The following is an 18044-nucleotide window of genomic DNA, read 5'->3' as shown; positions in this document are numbered from 1 at the left end:
GATGCCACTTTATGCCTGCCAAGTCCCTCCACCCAGAGACCGTCGCGCTGCCCTCACCAAATCGCCGTGCCGTCGGGACGGCCCGTCGATGCGCGGCGGGCTTCGCCCTTTGTTCCGCGCAGCTGCCCTACTCCCGGAACGCCTTGGTGAAATAATCCGTCAGCGGCTTCACGAGGTAGGCAATCGGCGTCCGGTCCGCCGTGCGGATATACGCCTCCACCGGCATCCCCGGGATAAGCGCCACCCCCTCCGGAAGCTTCGCCTGCTCCCCCTCGCTCAGCGCGATCTCGGCGCGGTAGAAGCTCCGCCGCGTCTCCTGTTCCTGGAACGCATCGGCCGAGATCTGCATCACCGTCCCGGTCAGCTCCGGCGTCGTCCGCTGGTCCAGCGCCGGGAACCGCAGCACCACGTCCTGGTCGAGATACAGCTTGTCGATATGGATCGGGTCCACCTCGGCGTTGATGATCAGCGGCCGGTCCTGCGGCACGATATACAGCAGCGGGTCGGCCGGCCGCACCACCGCCCGCAGCGCGAACACCGTCAGCCCGTAGACCACCCCGCCGGCGGGCGCCCGGATATCCAGCCGGTCCAGCCGCTCCAGCAGCGCGCGCCGCTCCTCCAGCAGTTCAAGCTCGCGGTACTGGATATCGCGCAGGTTGGTGATCGCCTCCTCCCGCCGGCGCGAGCCCAGCCGCAGAATTTCCACCTCGATCTCGGTGATCCGGCCCGCCGCCTGCGCCTTCGAGGCGGCCAGCTCCCCCACCTGCCCGCTCAGCCTTGCCTGCTCGCGCTGCAGGCCCAGCACCCGCGCCGCCTGCGCCAGCCCCCGGTCGAGCAGCGATTGCTGATCCGCCAGCTCGCTCTCGATCAGCTCCAGCTGCCGTGCCAGCGCCTTTTCCTGCGCGGCGATCCCCTCGATCTGGTTGGCGATCTGCCCGCGCCGCTTCTCCAGCTGGTCGATCTCCTGCGCGATCGACTCGGCCCGCGCCTCCATCAGCCGCTTCTGGCCCTCCATCAGGCCCGCCACGTCCGGCCGCGCCGCCGCCACCTCGACCAGCAGCGGGTCGAACTGCACCGCCCCGCTCTCGTCGCGCTCGGCCTCCAGCCGACCGCGCCGCGCCATGATCTCGAACAGCTCGTTCTCGGTGATCGCCAGCTGCGAGGCCAGCGCCGTCTCGTCCAGCCGGATCAGCACGTCGCCCGCCTCCACCCGGTCGCCCTCGTCCACCTCGATCGCGGCCACGACACCGCCATCGGGGTGCTGCACCACCTGCCGGTTCTGGTCCACCTCGATCCGCCCGGGCGCGATGATCGCACCGGAAATCGTCGTCACCCCGGCCCATGTCCCGAACCCGCCCACCAGCAGGAACAGCCCCACCAGCCCCGCGGTCATCGGCCCCCTGACCGACCAGCTCCGGCCTTCGGCGGCGCTCATTGCACACCCCCCGCGCCGCGTGCCTTGGCAATCTCCGCGTGGTTGTGCACCACCTGTTTCAGCACCTCCTCCTTGGGTCCGAAGGCGCGCACCAGCCCGCCCTCCAGCATCAGGATCCGGTCGCATTCCTGGATCGCGGCGGGCCGGTGCGCCATCACGAGCACCGAGCGTTCCTGCGCCTTGAACCGCTTGATCGCCGCGTTCACCGCCGCGTTCCCCTCGTTGTCGAGGTTCGAGTTCGGCTCGTCCAGCACGAGGATCACCGGATCGCCATACATCGCGCGGGCCAGCCCGATCCGCTGCATCTGCCCGCCCGACAGCCGCGCGCTCGACGCGGTGACGCGCGTGTCATACCCCTGCGGCAGCTTCAGGATCATCTCGTGCGCGTCGGCCATCTTCGCCGCCGCCACCACCTGCGCGGCATCCGGCGCCCCGGCCAGCCGCGCGATATTCTCGGCGATCGTCCCGTCGAACAGCTGCACCCGCTGCGGCAGGTAGCCGATATGCTGGCCCAGCACCGCCGGTTCGTACTGGTCCAGCGCCGCGCCATCCAGCCGGATCGAGCCGGCCGCCGGCCGCCAGACCCCGGTGATCGCGCGGGCCAGCGACGACTTGCCCGCCCCCGACGGCCCGATCACCCCCACCGCCTGCCCCGGCTCGACGGTAAAGCTGACCCCCCGCAGCGAGGCCTGGCTCTCGCCCGGCGGGGCCACGGTCATCCGCTGCACGTCAAGCCGCGCCATCGGCCGCGGCAGCGGCGTCTTCGGCACCTCCGGCGGCACCGCCGACAGAAGCTCTTCCAGGCTCTGCCAGCCCCGCACCGCCCGCTGCACCAGCGGCCACTGGGTGATCGCCTGCTCCACCGGCGCCAGCGCCCGGCCCAGCAGGATCGACCCGGCGATCATCGCGCCGGGCGTCAGCTCGCCCTGCAGCACCAGGTAGGCGCCCACCCCCAGCATCGCCGATTGCAGGAACAGCCGGAACGCCCGGGTCGAGGTAGAGAAGGTGCCGCCAAGGTCCGACGCCTCGATCTGGCCGTTCAACGCCCGCGACCGCGCCTCCTGCCACCGGCCGAAGGCGGCGTCGCGCATCCCCATCGCCTGCACCATCTCCGATTCGGTGCGAATCTGCTCGGCCACCTGCTCCGCCCGCACGACCGCGGCATTGGCCTCCTGCAACGGGGCATTCGTCAGGCGCTGGTTGAGTACGGTGATCAGGACAAGCACGGCCCCGCCGACGATGGCCAGCGTGCCCAGCCACGGGTGGAAGATGAAGATCCCGGCCAGGAAGAACGGCGTCCACGGAATGTCGAACACCGCCATCAGCACGGGCGACGACATCAGCCGCTGCACCGCCTCGAGGTCGCGCAGCCCGGTCGCGCTGTTGGCGTCCGGCGCCACCGCCGACTTGCGGATCACCGCGTCGAACACCCGCCGGTCGAGCCGGGCCTGGAAGCGGGCCGCCACGCGCCCCATGATCCGCCCGCGGGCATAATCCAGCAGGCCCATCATGCAGTAGAGGAACAGCACCAGCACCGACAGCGCGATCAGCGTCTCGACCGACCGGCTGCCCAGCACCCGGTCATAGACCTGCAGCATGTAAAGCGGCCCGGTCAGCATCAGCAGGTTGACGAAGAAGCTGAACAGCCCGACGAACCAGTACAGCGCCCGGCTCTCGTTCCGCGCGGCCCGAAGTTCAGCCCTGCCCCGCCGCATATCCTGCGATTGACTGGTCATGGCATCGTGGCTCTTCTTGTTGCGGGCCGATCTTGCAAATTACCTCCGTCCTGCCATAGACCTACTGTCGCCGGGGCGCCACATCTTCCTCGATCCTGCGGGCGACTTCTGGGCAGAATGATCCTATAGTTTATGTACCGTTCTATTAACACGGTGGCTGCCAGTTCTTGACCTATCATCTTACTCTCTCGCCCTCCCGCCTTCTGCGCGCCCTGCTGGCATGCCTGCTGGCGGCCGGTCTCGCGGCCTGTTCCGCCCCCGGCCCCGACCATCCGCCGGGCACGCCCTGGGACCCGCATGAAGAGCGCAACCGCAAGATTCACAAGTTCAACAAGGGGCTGGACCGCAACGTGCTCCGCCCGGTCAGCCGCGGCTACAGCGCCTTCATGCCCGACGACATCGAAACCGCCGTGTCGCGGTTTTCCTTCAACCTGTCGATCCCGCAGGCGGTGGTGAACAACATCCTCCAGGGCAACATGCGCGGCGCCACCGAGGACACCTACCGATTCGTCGTCAACACCACGATCGGGCTCGGCGGCTTCTTCGATCCGGCCACCGAACTGGGCATGCCCGAGGCGACAGACACCGATTTCGGCGAAACCCTGCACGTCTGGGGCGTACCCGAGGGGGCCTATGTCGAAACCCCCGTCTTCGGCCCCTCGACGGAACGCGATTATGCCGGCCGCTGGGTCGACCTGCTCACCAACCCGTTGAGATACGTCCTCGAATCGCCCGAATCCTACATCCCGCCCGCGGCCCGGCTCTCCTCGACCCTGTCGCAGCGCGGCCGCTACGGCGACTCGATCGACGCCATCCTCTACGACAGCGCCGACAGCTACGCGCAGTCCCGCTCACTTTATCTCCAGAATCGCAGGTTCAAGCTGGGCGGGCCCGATGGCGAGACCTATGTTGATCCCTACGAAGACCCGTATGGCGCGACTTATGAGGACCCCTATGACGACCCGTATGCCGAGTAACTTCACCCGCCGCCACCTGCTGGGCACAGGCCTCGCCGCCACCACGGCGCTGGCCCTGCCCCTGCCGGCACTGGCGCTGAACGACGCGACCGCCAAGGCCCTCATCGACAAGGTCGTGGCCGAGATCAACCGCGTCATCGCCTCGGGCAAGTCCCTCGGCGCGATGATCCAGGATTTCGAGCGCATCTTCGCCCGCTATGCCGACGTCAACATCATCGCCCAATCCACGCTCGGCGCCGATTCCCGCCGCGCCAGCGCGGCCCAGATGCGCGCCTTCACCGATGCCTTCCGCGGCTACATCGCCCGCAAGTACGGCAAGCAGTTCCGCCAGTTCGTCGGCGGCCGGATCGAGGTGCAGGGCGTCCGCCAGGTGAAATCCTGGCACGAGGTCATCTCCACCGTCTACCTGCGCGGCGAGGCACCGTTCGAGGTGCGCTTCCTCGTCTCCGACCGCTCCGGGCGCGACCTGTTCTTCGACATGCTGATCGAGGGCGTCAGCCTCCGCCTCAGCGAACGCACCGAGATCGGCGCCATGCTCGACGCCCGCCGCGGCAATATCGACGCCCTGATCCAGGACCTCCAGCGCGCCGGCTAGGGGGCCGGCACCTGCGCGGAATCCAGGGCGAAGCCCGCCGCGCATCGCCGGGCCGTCGCCACGGCACGGCGATTTGGTGAGACAGGCGCAGCATCGTTGGGTCCGAGGTGCTTTGCGGGCATAAAGTGGCAATACCACCGTTAGTTCGCCGCACCACGGCCCGGCGATGCGCGGCTTCTCACCGGATCGTGAATGGCGGCCTGCGTGCAGTGCATCACCGCCACCATTCCCCTACCGGTTCCCCCCGCCAAGCAGGTCCCGCAGGATTCGCTCCACCGCGGTCTCGCCCCGGCCCTGCTGCGGCTGCTGCTGGGGTTGCTGCTGCGGGCGCGGGTCGATGTCCCGGTCGCTCGCCACCTGCTGCCCGCGCAGCATCGGCAAGGGCTTCGGCTCCAGCCCCTCGTGCACCCGGATCATCACCTCGCGCCAGATCTCGGCCGGAAGCCCGCCGCCGGTCACCCCCTGCAGGGGCGAGTTGTCGTCGTAGCCCATCCAGACGCCCGCCACGTAATCCGCCGAGAACCCGAGGAACCACGCATCCCGCGCCGCCTGCGTCGTGCCGGTCTTGCCCGCCACCTCGCGGTCGGGCAGCTTCGCCCGCCCGCCGGTGCCGGTCATCACCACCTGGTTCATCATGAACATCAGTTCCTTCGCGGCCTCCTCGCGGATCACCCGCTCGCCGATACCGCCGCCGGCGCCCATCATCGGCTCGCCCTCGCCCAGGAGCGACAGCTCCACCAGCCCGTAAGGCGTCACCGACGACCCGCCGTTCAGGATGCCCGCATAGGCCCCTGTCATCTCCAGAAGCGTGCTTTCCGACGCCCCCAGCGCCAGCGCCGGGCCGTCCGCCAGGCTGCTCTCGATCCCGAAATCCGAGGCGACCTTGCGCACCTGCTCGCGCCCCACCGCCTCCGACACCTTCACCGCCGGCACGTTGAGCGACCGCCTGAGCGCATCGGCCAGCGTCACCCGCCCGTAATGCTTGCGGGTATAGTTCTCCGGGCACCACTGGCCCGATCCGGGAATGTTCAGGCAATAGGGCTCGTCCACCACCGTCGAATTGTAGCTGTAGCCCAGCTCCAGCGCCGTGGCATAGACGAACGGCTTGAAGGCCGAGCCGGTCTGCCGGTTGGCCATGGTCGCCCGGTTGAACGCCCCCGTCACCTTGGTCTTGCGCCCGCCCACCATGGCGCGCACCGCGCCGTCGGCCGACATCACCACGATCGCCGCCTGCGCCTTCGATCCGTCCTTCACCTTCTCGTCGAACACCGCCTGAAGCGCCTCCTCGGCGGCGCGCTGGATGCGCTGGTCGAGCGTGGTGCTGATCAGCACGTCCTCGGTCGTGTCGCGGGTGAAGAAGTCCGGCCCCGATTCCATCACCCAGTCCGCGAAATACCCGCCGGTCTGGGCCTCCGCCGCCTCCGACAGCATGGCGGGGTTGTTCTGCGCCTCCTCCATCTCGGCCTCGCTCAGGTAGCCCTGCTGGTACATCAGCCGAAGCACCGTCGCCGCGCGGTCATGCGACCGCTCCAGGTTCGTGGTCGGCGCCAGCCGCGTCGGCGCGGTCAGCAACCCGGCCAGGATCGCGGCCTGCTGCGGGGTCAGCTCGGCCGCGTGGCGCCCGAAATACCGCTGCGCCGCGGCCTCGGCGCCAAAGGCGCCGCTGCCCATGTAGGCCCGGTTCAGGTAGATCGAGAGGATCTCGTTCTTGGTGTACTTGGCCTCCATCGCCAGCGCATAGATCGCTTCCTTGGCCTTCCGCCAAAGTGACCCGCGCCGGCAATCCTGCACGTAATCCTGCTCGCTCTCCCAGACGCTCTTGTCGTATTTCACGCCAAGGCACAGAAGCTTCGCGGTCTGCTGCGTGATGGTCGAGCCGCCATGCCCCGACAGCGGCCCCCGCCCCTCGCTCAGGTTGATGCGAACCGCGCCGGCCACGCCGCGCGGGCTGATCCCGAAATGCCGGTAGAACCGCTTGTCCTCGGTCGCGACCACGGCGTTCTTCAGGTGCGGGCTCACCGTCTCGGCGGTCACCACGCCGCCGAACTGGTCGCCGCGCCAGGCAAAGACCTCGCCGTCGCGGTCCCGCAGCGTGACCGAGCCCCGCGCGCGCCCGTCCAGCACCTCTCGCACGTCCGGCAGGGTCGAATAGGTATACAGCACCGCCATGCCGATGATCAGCACCACCACCGCGGTGATCCGCCAGGTCGCGGCCCAGATCAGCCGGAAGATCCAGCCGAACAGCCCCCCGAACAGCCGCACCACCAGCGGCGCTCTGCGCCCGCTCTTCCGCTTCGGCGCCGTCTTGCGCCGCGTGGTCTTGGTGGCCTTTGTCGCCTGCGGCTTCGCCGTCTTTTTCCTGCGCCGATCGTCCGCGACAAGACGCGGATCCTTCCGACCATTATTGCTCATGCTCGCCCCATTCGGATCTTGCCCGATGGACAGATGATAAACTGCCTTCCGTCCAAAGTTGACCCCTGCTTTGTCTTTTTGAATAGCCTATTTAATAGGCATACAAATTTTACTGCTCATTTTTTAAGCACGATGCCCGTTTCTATCGCGCCCAACCCTGCGAGTCATCTTCCGAATGCCCGGTCAGGCGGCTTTTCTGCGGGTGCAAAACTAACCCTTGCACTGAGAATCCGAAAGGGGTGTCCTGTGAAACTCATTGTAGCAACCATCAAGCCGTTCAAGCTTGAGGATGTTCGCGAAGCGCTGACCGAGATCGGCGTCCGCGGCATGATGGTGACCGAGATTAAGGGCTTCGGCGCTCAATCCGGCCACACCGAAATCTACCGCGGCGCCGAATACGCCGTGAACTTTGTCCCGAAAATCAAGCTCGAGGTCGCCGTCTCCGCATCGATGGCCGACCAGGTAATCGAAACCATCGCCAAGACTGCCCGCACCGGCAAGATCGGCGACGGCAAGATTTTCGTGCTCGACATCGGACAAGCCATGCGCGTGCGCACCGGCGAAACCAACGAAGACGCGCTGTAAATACCGCGTGCAGGGAAAGGAGCTTTATCTAATGAAACGTCTTGTGAAATTCGGGCTTGGGGCCGCGGCACTGACCGCGCTGCCGTCACTCGCCCTCGCCCAGGAGGCCGCGGCCCCGGGCTTCGACGAAATCGGTCCGTACATCATGACCACCCTGCTGTTCTGCATGGCAGGCTTCCTGGTGTTCTTCATGGCCTGCGGCTTCGCCATGCTCGAAGGCGGGCTCGTCCGCTCGAAGAACGTCACCATGCAGATGACCAAGAACATCGCCCTCTACTCCTTCGCGGCGATCATGTACTGGCTCATCGGCTTCAACCTGATGTACCCGGGTGACAGCTGGATCATGGCCGGCTGGGTCGGTCCCTTCTTCTCGACCACCGTGCTTGACCCGGTGGGCGTGGCCGCGGCCGACGCGGCCCTCGACTATGCCTCGATCGGCTCGGACTTCTTCTTCCAGCTGGTCTTCGTCGCCGCCACCGCCTCGATCGTTTCGGGCGCACTGGCGGAACGCATCAAGCTGTGGCCCTTCCTTGTCTTCGTCATCGTGCTGACCGGCGTGCTCTACCCGATCTCCGGCTCCTGGCAGTGGGGCGGCGGCTGGCTGTCCGAGATGGGCTTCTCCGACTTCGCAGGCTCCACCGTGGTGCACTCCGTGGGTGGCTGGGCCGCCCTGGCCGGTGCCATCGTGCTGGGCCCCCGTATCGGCAAGTACAGCAAGGACGGCAAGGTCATCCCGATCCCGGGCTCGAACCTCGCACTCGCCACGCTGGGCACGTTCATCCTGTGGCTGGGCTGGTTCGGCTTCAACGGCGGCTCGCAGCTTGCCATGGGCACCGTGGGTGACGTGTCGGACGTCTCGCGCATCTTCGCCAACACCAACATGGCCGCAGCGGCCGGCGCCGTGACCGCGCTGATCCTGACGCAGGCGATGTACAAGAAGCCCGACCTCACCATGGTGCTCAACGGCGCCCTGGCAGGCCTGGTGTCGATCACCGCCGAACCGCTGGCCCCCACGCTCTTCGGGTCGCTCTGGATCGGCGCCGTCGGCGGCGTGATCGTGGTGCTCACCGTGCCGATGCTCGACAAGATGAAGATCGACGACGTCGTCGGCGCCATCCCGGTTCACCTGTTCGCAGGCATCTGGGGCACCATCGCCGTGGTCTTCTACAATGGTGAGGCCAGCATCGTGACACAGATCACGGGCATCATCGCCTACGGCGTGTTCACCTTCGTCGCCAGCCTCGTGCTCTGGTTCATCCTCAAGGCCGCCATGGGCCTGCGGGTGAGCGAAGAGGCCGAAATCGCCGGCCTCGACATGAGCGAAATGGGCATGGAAGCCTATCCCGAGTTCTCCAACGCTTGATAAAGCGTCTTTCCTGGAGCAACTTCCCCCGGGCTTCGGCCCGGGGTTTTTTTATGCCTTTTCAACATGTCGCCCCGGGTCGGACGGGCCCGCCACCCCGGCGGACAACCGCGCACCGCCCTCCGCGATGGAACGCAAGGCGGGGGGGGCGCGTTGCTTTCGAAAAGAAAGGCATTCCGCATGAAAAAGATCTGTATCTCTTCCGCCCTCGCCCTCGCCCTCGGCTCCACTTCCCTGGCCGCCGCCCCGATCCACGGGCACGCCCCCCTGAATGGCATCGACACCGCCTCCGACCAGCAGGTCTGGCTTGCCGACGCCAAGGGCAAGGGCAAAGCCAAGGGCAACGCCAAGGTCAAGAAGAAGCAGGTCAAAGCCAACGGCAACGCCGGAAAGGCCAAGGGCAAGCCTGAACAGGCCGCGCAGAAAGCCAACGGCAATGCCGGCAAGGCCAAGGGCAAACCCGAACAGGCCGTCCAGAAAGCCAACGGCAACGCCGGCAAGGCCAAGGGCAAGCCCGAACAGGCCGTCCAGAAATCCAACGGCAACGCCGACAAGGCCAAGGGCAACGCCGACCTCGCCTCGAACGGCAAGAACAAGAACATGCGCGTCAAGGCCTTCACCCCGGACGAACGCGAAAACGCCGTCACCCGCCTGCTCTCGACATCCGCGCCCGACGGCCGCGACATGACGCGCGTGCTGGCCGCCACCGGCCTGGCCCTCGCAACCCCGCAGCTCGTCATCGCGGACACCCCGCAGGACCAGCTCATCTCCTATGCCAACTGCCCGCCGGGCCTCGCCAAGAAGAACCCGCCCTGCGTGCCGCCCGGCCTCGCCAGGGACGGCATCAGCTACGAAGACTGGGTGTCCTACGACCGCGACCGCTACGATTCGCTCTGGATCGACCGCCGCGACACGTGGCTCGGCTCCGGCTACGATGTCGACCCGAACCCCGATTACCTGCTCCTGCAATCCGACCAGATCGCCTCGCTCTACAACCTCTCCCCCGCCCCGGGCGGCCAGCGATACGGCCTGATCGACGGCATGCCCGTGCTGCTGGACGACGACGATTACACCTCGCTCATGGTGGTCAACCAGCTCGCCCAGGTGCCCAACCTCGGCGGCGTGCCCATCGCCCCGACAGCCGCGCTGACGCAGGACGAGCTGATCAACCTCTACCGCCTGCCCCAGCCGGGCCCGGACCAGAGCTACGCCGTGCTGAACGGCCAGCTCGTGCAGCTGGACAACTCGGAATACGACCTGCTCCAGATGCTCCGCGTCGCGCGGGCGGTGCTGTAGGAAAGATGTCTCGGAAGGCGTGAGCGGCGGCAGGGCGGTCAGCCCTCCGCCCCACCCGACAAGCCGCGCATCGACGGGCCGTGGTACGGCGAACCAACGGTGGTAAGGGGCAGTTTATGCCCGCCAAGGACATCCATTCTACGAGCGTGGCACTTCACCTGCCAAATCGCCGTGCCGTCACGCCAAAGGCGTGCCGTGTATAGGCGGCGCACCTCCGGTGCGACGGTACGGCCCGTCGATGCGCGGCGGGCTCCGCCCTCGATTCCGCGCGGGGGCTTGGCGGAAAAGCTGCCTAAGGTATTGGACCGCTCTATGCCGCGCACTGCATGAAGGTCGGCAATGCGAACAATGCGGTCTTTCTCGGTACGCCTGATGCTGTAGAATACGGGCCTGATCACTTTTCATACCGGGGGTGCAATATGCGGGGTCAATGTGACTGTGGAAACGTTACGGTGACCATCCCGGAATTGCCTTCGGAAATGAATGCCTGTCCGTGTGAGTTCTGCTCGCGGGTCGGAGCGCGCTGGGGCTATTTCAAGCGCGACACCGTGCAGGTGGACGGAAAAACGGACGTCTACCGCCGCGCGACACGGACCATCGAATTCCACAGATGCTCAATTTGCGGCGTGGTTACGCATTGGCATGAACCCAAGGGCCGCTTACCGCACATGGGTGTGCAAATGCTGAATTTCGACAGAGTGGTTATCGCGGAAATCCCCATCGTCATCGAGCCCTGACGGAAAACATGAGCCCAACGCCGCCCTTCACCGCAACCACCACGAACACCGGCATCCCTCCTTCACCCATTCACCACCTTCGGCGCCCCCGTCGCCATATCCGTGCCCACGTACCGCTTCTTCGCCTCTTTCCACGCGCCAAAGCCGCCCTCCATATGGGCGATCCGGGTCATCCCCGCCTCGATGCATGTCCGCGCCACCTTCTCCGACCGCACGCCCGAGCCGCAGTGGAACACGATCCGCTTGTCCGACTGCCCCGGCAGCTTGCGCGCCTCGAAGAACGGCATCGGCATCAGAAGCGCGCCGACGATATGCTCGAAGGAATATTCCTGCACCGTGCGCACGTCGATCAGCACGATCTCGTCGCGGTCAAAGGCCTCGGCCACTTCTTCGACAGTCCATGTCTCAAGCACGGCGTCGCCCACGTTTTCCGTTTTCATCTCGCTCTCCTCTCAGAATCTGTTCGCCGGGATCTTGAAATACCGGTGCCCGTCGCCTTCCTTCTCCGGAAGCCGCCCGCCCCGCAGGTTCACCTGCAGCGCGTAAAGCATCCGGTCCGGCAGGCCGAGCGTCGCATCCCGCTCATCCCGCAGCTTCACGTAGTCTTCGCGAGAGGCGCCCCCGCCCACATGCGGGTTCTTCTCCCGGTGCTCCGCCACCGTGGCCTCCCACGCCGGGTCTTCGCGGTCCTTCACTGGCGGGTAGTCATGCCCGATGAAGAGCCGCGTCTCGTCCGGCAACTCCAGGATCCGCTGCAGACTGTCATAGAGCACGCTCGACGACCCGCCCGGGAAATCCGCCCGCGACGTGCCCACATCCACATGCATGAACGTGTCATGCACGAAGGCTGCGTCCCCCACGACGTAAGTGATCGAGCCCAGCGTATGCCCCGGCGACAGCATCACCCTGACCTCCAGGTCGCCGATGCGAAACGTATCCCCATCCGCGAACAGCCGGCTGAAATCCTTCTCCGGGTCGAACACGCCCGGCATGTTGTAGAGATCGGCCCAGAGATGGGCGATCTCCACCACCTTCTCGCCAATCGCGTTCGGCGCGCCGGTCTGCTCCGCCAGCCAGCTTGACGCCATCAGGTGATCGGCATGCGGATGCGTATCCAGCACCCATTCGACCTCCAGCCCCTCGGCCTTCACGAAATCCAGCACCTCCCGCGCGCTCTCCGTCCCGGTCTTCGCGCTCGCCGGATCGAAATCCAGCACCACGTCGATCAGCGCCGCCTTCCGCGTGGCCGGGTCGGCCACCACGTATTGAACACTGCCCGTGTCGGGCTCGTAAAACCCGGTCACCTCCGGCGATCCTGCCCCGTTCGACGGGCTCCTGCGGCTGAACATCTCGACCCTCCGTTCCTGAGTTCATATACAGATAATTGAATATGTTTCGTTTCCAACCCCCCGGCTCCGCATTTCTCGCGGCACCGCCGTTCCCGTCTGGCAGAATCGTCCCCACCCATGCTAGGTTTAGCGGAATGAACACGATCAGCCCCAATATAAGCCAAAACCGGCCCATAATCCGCCAGCTCGACGAAGCCGCCGTCAACCGCATCGCGGCCGGCGAAGTCGTGGAACGCCCGGCCTCGGCGGTCAAGGAACTGGTGGAAAACGCCCTCGACGCCGGCGCGCGGCACATCGACATTTCCTATGCCGATGGCGGAAAAACCCTGATCCGCGTGGCCGATGACGGCTGCGGCATGGCAGCGGGCGACCTCCCCCTGGCGCTGGCCCGCCACGCCACCTCCAAGATCGACGGCACCGACCTGCTGAACATCCACTCCTTCGGCTTCCGGGGCGAGGCCTTGCCCTCCCTCGGCGCCGTCGGCCGCCTCACCATCACCTCCCGGCCCCCGGGCGACGACGGCGCCGAAATCGCCGTCACCGGCGGCAAGCTGGGCCCCGTCAAACCGGCCGCCCTCAACGCCGGCACCATCGTCACCCTGCGCGACCTCTTCCATGCCACCCCCGCGCGCCTCAAGTTCATGCGCTCCGACCGGGCGGAGGCGCAGGCCATCACCGACACCGTCAAGCGCCTCGCCATGGCCGAGCCCTTCACGGGCTTCACCCTCCGCGACACCTCCGGCGGCGGCGAGGGCCGCGTCACCTTCCGCGCCGATGCCGAAACCGGCGACCTGTTCGACGCCCTCCACGGCCGCCTCACCCGCATCATCGGGCGCGAGTTCACCGACAACGCCTTGCCGATCGACGCCAGCCGCGAGGGCCTGCACATGACCGGCTTCGCGGCCCTGCCCACCTACTCCCGGGGCTCGGCCGTCACCCAATACCTCTTCGTCAACGGCCGCCCCGTCCGCGACAAGATGCTCTACGGCGCCCTCCGCGCCGCCTACCACGACTTCCTCAGCCGAGACCGGCACCCGGCCGCCGCCCTCTTCATCGAATGCGAACCGGTGCTGGTCGACGTCAACGTCCACCCGGCCAAATCCGAGGTCCGCTTCCGCGACCCCGGCCTCGCCCGCGGCCTCATCGTCTCGGGCCTCCGCCACGCGCTGGCCGAGGCCGGCCACCGCGCCTCTTCCACCGTCGCCGGCGCCACCCTCGGCGCCATGCGCCCCGAGCAGACCAGCCCCCGCATCTACCAGATGGACCGCCCCTCGCCCGCCGCCCGCGCCGCCGCCTACCAGGCCCAGGCGCCCGGCTTTGCCGAGATGCAGGACAGCTACTCCGCCCGCGTCGAACCCACCCGCGAGGCCGTCACGCCAGAGACGGACGAGCAGCCGCAAGAACCACGCCCGCAATCCCTCCCCCTCGGCGCCGCCCGCGCGCAGGTGCATGAAAACTACATCGTCGCGCAAACCGACGACGGCATGATCCTCGTCGATCAGCACGCCGCCCACGAACGCCTCGTCTACGAGAAACTCAAACGCCAGATGGCCGAAAACGGCGTCCGCGCCCAGGCCCTCCTGATCCCCGAGATCGTCGACCTGAGCGAGGCCGACGCCGCCCGCCTCCTCGACGAGGCCGAGGAACTGGCCAAACTCGGCCTCACCATCGAACCCTTCGGCCCGGGCGCCATCGCCGTGCGCGAAACCCCGGCCATCCTCGGCCCCTGCAACGCCGGCGCCATGCTCCGCGACATCCTCGACGAGCTCTCGGACGAGGGCCAATCCCTCACCCTCCGCGCCCGCATCGAGGCCATCCTGTCCCGCATCGCCTGCCACGGCTCCATCCGCTCGGGCCGCCGCATGTCCGCCGACGAGATGAACGCCCTCCTCCGCGAGATGGAGGCAACCCCCCATTCCGGCCAGTGCAACCACGGCCGCCCCACCTATGTCGAACTCAAACTCGCCGATATCGAACGGCTCTTCGGGCGCACATGATCCAGATCGGCGACACCACCCTCAACCTCTCCGACCCGCTCACGCTGGCCGCCCTCGGCGCCGGCGTGCTGCTCCTCCTCATCGTCATCCTGCTCTTCGCGGCCATCCGCGCGGCCTCCCGCTCGGCAAGGCTCACCGAACCCCTGATCCGCCAGATGGGCGATCTCGGCCAGCGCGTGCAGGGCCTCTCCGACGGCCAGCACCAGCTCTCCGGCGGCCTCACCCACGTGGCCGAGGCCCAGTCGAAGGCCCAGACCAACATGCTGCACCTGATGGAAAAGCGCCTGGCGCAAGTGCAGGAGCAGATGAACGAAAACCTCCACGGCTCCGCCCGCCGCACGGCGCAATCGCTGGGCGACCTGCAACAACGCCTCACCGCCATCGACAAGGCGCAGGAGAACATCACCAAGCTCTCCGGCGACGTGCTCACCCTGCAGGACATCCTGTCCAACAAGCAGACCCGCGGCGCGTTCGGAGAAATCCAGCTCCACGACATCGTCTCCAAGGCGCTGCCATCCGACAGCTACACGCTGCAATCCACCCTCTCGAACGGCAAGCGGGCCGACTGCCTCATCCACCTGCCCAACCCGCCGGGCCCGATCTGCATCGACAGCAAGTTCCCGTTGGAGGCCTACGAGGCTCTCCGCAACGCCGCCGACGACCGGCAGGTGCAGGAGGCCGCCCGCTTCCTCAAAACCTCCGTCCGCAAGCACATCAAGGACATTGCCGAGAAATACATCCTCGACGGTGAAACCGCCGACGGCGCGCTGATGTTCCTGCCGTCAGAGGCCGTCTACGCCGAGCTCCACGCCAACTTCCCCGAGCTCGTCCGCGAGGGGTTCGAGGCCCGCGTCTGGATCGTCTCGCCCACCACCTGCATGGCCACGCTCAACACCATGCGCGCCATCCTGAAAGACGCCCGGATGCGCGAACAGGCCGGCGCCATCCGCCGCGAACTGGGCCTGCTCTTCGCCGATGTCGACCGGCTCGGCAACCGCGTCGAAAACCTCGACCGCCACTTCCACCAGGCGGCCAAGGACATCTCGGAAATCAAGATCTCCGCCGACAAGGCCGGCCGCCGCGCCAAGCGCCTCGACAATTTCGACTTCGAGGAACTGGCCCCCGAAACCGAACCCACGATCGTCAAGTTGACCAAGCCCGACGGGTAACCTTACCCCGCCATCCTTACCAATTCCCTCCCCCCGGCGCCCGGTCCGGTCACGAACCGCCCGTTTCGCTGATCTCGCCTCCCGGCACCGCAAAAAACACCGACAAAATACCGACGTAATACCGACGCGATACCGACATCGGCTTTTCCCGGCGATTTCAGGTGGTTAACGCGGATTTCCCTGCCGAACCGACCGCCACCGCCGACCCGGCCATTCTCCCCGCCGGTAAACGTTTCCGTAGGGTGGGTGCCAACCCACCGACCCATCCGAAAATCGCCCCCGATTGCCCGCCGGGCGAGCGCCGGCCCGTGGGGAGGCGCTGCAACAGATCTAGCCGCCACTTTATGGCGCCGAGTACATCGTACCTAAGAAACGTAATGCCCCACCTGCCAAAGCGCCTGCCCGTGGGGACGGGCCGGCGCTCGCCCGGCGCCGCGCCATGGCGCGGCTCTGTTCCGGGCGTGTGACAAACCGCGACCGTGGCACCACCCCCCCAAAAACAAAAAAGCCCCGGGAAACCCCGGGGCCTTTCCATCAAACCCTCACGAAACGCCTACCCGCGGCAGTGCTTCGCAATCTCGCGGTTCAACAGGCCCGTCTCGACCAGCTGGCACCGGTTCTTGGCCTCGTAGTAGTAGCCCTTGGCGTACCACATCACCGCCTCGTCCATGTTCCCGTCGGAAACAAGCCACGCGCCGCGCAGGTACTTCACCGCCCATTTCAGGTTGGTCTCTGCATCCAGCAGGTCGCTGTTCGCGCCCTTGAACCCGATCCCCCGCGCCGTCGCCGGCAGGATCTGCATCATCCCGTAATAGGGGCCGTTCCGGGCCTTGGGCCGGTAATCGCTCTCGCGCTGCACCACCTTGTGCACCAGCGGCCGGGGCACCTCGTAGGCATCCGCATACTTGTTGATCAGAACGCGCAGTTCCGGCGTCTCGTTCGGGAAAAGCGGCGCCGCCGCGCGCGAAACTTCCGGCTCCCGCGCCTCGCCGCATGCCGCCATCGCGACCATGCCGAGGCACAGCAAAATATTCTTCAGATTCATTCGGTGTCCTGTCCCAAAACCCCGTGGTGACCGCAGGAAGGGGGAAAATGGCCGAATCGGCAACCCGAAAGCCGAATCGCGGGCCGTTCCGGCAAGAATCTGCCCGTCACCGACCCGGGCCGAACCGCCTCACGTCGTCTCCAGGCAATGCCGCCGGAAGGCCCTTTTCAGCATGTCCAGCTCCTCCCGCAGAAGGGTCACCTCGGCCCGGATATCATAGCTCAGCGCATCCCCCGACATCAGGGCGAAATCGCCGATCTTCTCGCCCGTCGCCCGGTCACTGATCAGGAAGGTCTGCACCCCGTCCGCGATCACCTCCGCCGGGATGGGCACCCGCAGCACCCACAGTTTTTCTTCCGGTTTTTCAATGACCTCGACACCGTCCAGCGGGATCTGAAGATGCGTCACCTCGACCTCAGGCGTTGCCGTCCCGCCGCTCTCCCGGGTCAGCACGCCTTCCCACACGCCCTCGAACAGCCGCGTCTTGGTGAGTGTCAGATCGGTCATGAAATGCTCCCTCAGAACTCCGCCCGCAACCGCCGGCTCAGGGTCAGGTCCCGCACCGTCACCTGGCTCATCTGCGGGTTCTCGAAGATCAGGTCGATCCAGGCGCGCTCGACCCTTTTTTCATTGATGTTCGAATAGGCCAGGTCAAACTCGGCCATCACCATGTCCTCCCTCAGGGGAAGCTCCCTCACCAGCTGCTCTGTATTGGGTCCGTGCTTGATATTGAGCCGCACGAAGATCTCCAGCGGCTTCTCCAGCTCGGCGATCGTATCCACCCTCACAAGGTGCGACCGGGTCAACCCCTGCACCGCCCCGTCCGGCAGATCGAGCGCCAGCGACAGGAACGATCCGTCGAAGTTGAACACGTCCATCCGAAGCCCGAACGGCGCCAGGTCGGCCTCCCGCAGGTTGCGCACCTGCCGAAGCGTCAGCTCGGAATGCTTGCAGTCGTGGAACAGCACGATCTCGTCGCCCAGCCGCGTGTTGCTCTGCGCCGACGACATCCCCGGCACCGCCAGCGGATTGCGCCACAACGACGGCCGCCAGGCCCAGTCGGTGCCATGCGGTTTCGGAAACACCGCCGACCCGATCACCGGAAGCGCCAGCCGGTGATCGGCCACCGCGATCAGCTCGTTCAGCTCGTGCCGAAGCTTCCGCGCCGCCGCCCGTTCCTTCCGCAAGTCCTTGAAAGAAAAAGACGACGCCTGCCGCGCCGCGCTCCGCCACCGTCGCAGCGACCGCCGTTGCGCGATCCAGTCCAGAACCGAATTTCTCAACACTGCCATTCCGGGTCCACTCTGTCTGGTCCGCCCTGTCCTGCCTCGGTTAACCCGGTCCCATC

16 protein-coding genes are annotated in these 18044 nt (G+C 66.6%); 8 read left to right on the top strand and 8 right to left on the bottom strand.

Features of this window, described 5'->3' with window-relative positions:
* Positions 1-127: 127 nt before the first annotated feature.
* The gene (locus tag QUV18_RS21100; protein ID WP_300896107.1) at positions 128-1435 is read right to left on the bottom strand and encodes an HlyD family type I secretion periplasmic adaptor subunit; all 1308 of its coding nucleotides are present in this window, start codon (positions 1433-1435) and stop codon (positions 128-130) included.
* Entirely contained in the window at positions 1432-3171 is a 1740-nt protein-coding gene (locus QUV18_RS21095; protein WP_300896105.1) for a type I secretion system permease/ATPase, read from the bottom strand. Before QUV18_RS21095 ends, QUV18_RS21100 begins: the two co-directional genes overlap by 4 nt.
* Before the next feature lie 167 nt (positions 3172-3338).
* Here QUV18_RS21095 and QUV18_RS21090 point away from each other — a divergent pair, with 167 nt between their 5' ends.
* Positions 3339-4148 carry a VacJ family lipoprotein gene (locus tag QUV18_RS21090; RefSeq protein WP_300896104.1) on the top strand — a complete coding sequence of 270 codons (810 nt, stop codon included), beginning with the start codon at positions 3339-3341 and terminating at the stop codon, positions 4146-4148.
* Complete coding sequence (locus QUV18_RS21085) at positions 4138-4743, top strand: phospholipid-binding protein MlaC (protein ID WP_300896228.1); 606 nt, start codon at positions 4138-4140, stop codon at positions 4741-4743. Before QUV18_RS21090 ends, QUV18_RS21085 begins: the two co-directional genes overlap by 11 nt.
* A gap of 231 nt (positions 4744-4974) precedes the next feature.
* Here the strand turns inward: QUV18_RS21085 and QUV18_RS21080 are convergent, their stop codons facing one another.
* Positions 4975-7155 (bottom strand): transglycosylase domain-containing protein, encoded by a 2181-nt coding sequence (locus QUV18_RS21080; RefSeq protein WP_300896103.1) that lies wholly within the window; start codon positions 7153-7155, stop codon positions 4975-4977.
* Between the two features lie 246 nt (positions 7156-7401).
* On the opposite strand from QUV18_RS21080, the gene QUV18_RS21075 reads away from it, so the two are divergent.
* From QUV18_RS21075 to QUV18_RS21060, 4 genes are all read left to right on the top strand, one after another.
* A complete protein-coding gene (locus QUV18_RS21075) occupies positions 7402-7740 on the top strand; it encodes a P-II family nitrogen regulator (protein WP_057812913.1) in 339 nt (112 codons plus the stop codon).
* A gap of 31 nt (positions 7741-7771) precedes the next feature.
* Complete coding sequence (locus QUV18_RS21070) at positions 7772-9103, top strand: ammonium transporter (protein ID WP_300896100.1); 1332 nt, start codon at positions 7772-7774, stop codon at positions 9101-9103.
* A gap of 180 nt (positions 9104-9283) precedes the next feature.
* Positions 9284-10399, top strand: a complete 1116-nt coding sequence (locus tag QUV18_RS21065; protein WP_300896099.1) for a hypothetical protein — start codon at positions 9284-9286, stop codon at positions 10397-10399.
* A 452-nt stretch (positions 10400-10851) separates the two neighbouring features.
* Complete coding sequence (locus tag QUV18_RS21060) at positions 10852-11136, top strand: hypothetical protein (RefSeq protein ID WP_300896098.1); 285 nt, start codon at positions 10852-10854, stop codon at positions 11134-11136.
* A gap of 62 nt (positions 11137-11198) precedes the next feature.
* On the opposite strand, the gene QUV18_RS21055 is transcribed toward QUV18_RS21060, so the two are convergent.
* Both QUV18_RS21055 and QUV18_RS21050 read right to left on the bottom strand, forming a co-directional pair.
* Entirely contained in the window at positions 11199-11576 is a 378-nt protein-coding gene (locus QUV18_RS21055; protein ID WP_300896097.1) for a rhodanese-like domain-containing protein, read from the bottom strand.
* 12 nt (positions 11577-11588) lie between these two features.
* Positions 11589-12485, bottom strand: coding sequence for an MBL fold metallo-hydrolase (locus QUV18_RS21050; protein ID WP_300896096.1), 897 nt, complete (start codon positions 12483-12485; stop codon positions 11589-11591).
* A gap of 134 nt (positions 12486-12619) precedes the next feature.
* On the opposite strand from QUV18_RS21050, the gene mutL reads away from it, so the two are divergent.
* Together mutL and QUV18_RS21040 are read left to right on the top strand one after the other, a co-directional pair.
* Positions 12620-14482, top strand: coding sequence for a DNA mismatch repair endonuclease MutL (gene mutL, locus QUV18_RS21045; RefSeq protein ID WP_300896095.1), 1863 nt, complete (start codon positions 12620-12622; stop codon positions 14480-14482).
* Complete coding sequence (locus tag QUV18_RS21040) at positions 14479-15651, top strand: DNA recombination protein RmuC (protein WP_300896094.1); 1173 nt, start codon at positions 14479-14481, stop codon at positions 15649-15651. The genes mutL and QUV18_RS21040 overlap by 4 nt, the downstream gene beginning before the upstream one ends.
* 553 nt (positions 15652-16204) lie before the next feature.
* Here QUV18_RS21040 and QUV18_RS21035 read toward each other — a convergent pair.
* The 3 genes from QUV18_RS21035 to QUV18_RS21025 form a co-directional block, all read right to left on the bottom strand.
* The gene (locus QUV18_RS21035; protein WP_300896093.1) at positions 16205-16696 is read right to left on the bottom strand and encodes a lytic transglycosylase domain-containing protein; all 492 of its coding nucleotides are present in this window, start codon (positions 16694-16696) and stop codon (positions 16205-16207) included.
* Positions 16697-16825: 129 nt separating this feature from the next.
* Positions 16826-17203 (bottom strand): hypothetical protein, encoded by a 378-nt coding sequence (locus QUV18_RS21030; RefSeq protein WP_300896092.1) that lies wholly within the window; start codon positions 17201-17203, stop codon positions 16826-16828.
* An 11-nt stretch (positions 17204-17214) separates the two neighbouring features.
* Entirely contained in the window at positions 17215-17988 is a 774-nt protein-coding gene (locus QUV18_RS21025) for a DUF6478 family protein (protein ID WP_300896091.1), read from the bottom strand.
* Positions 17989-18044 lie beyond the last annotated feature (56 nt).

The organism is Roseovarius sp. (assembly GCF_030373445.1).
In the GTDB taxonomy this organism is placed as follows: Bacteria; Pseudomonadota; Alphaproteobacteria; order Rhodobacterales; family Rhodobacteraceae; genus Roseovarius.
This window is presented reverse-complemented; position numbering and strand designations above follow the sequence as displayed.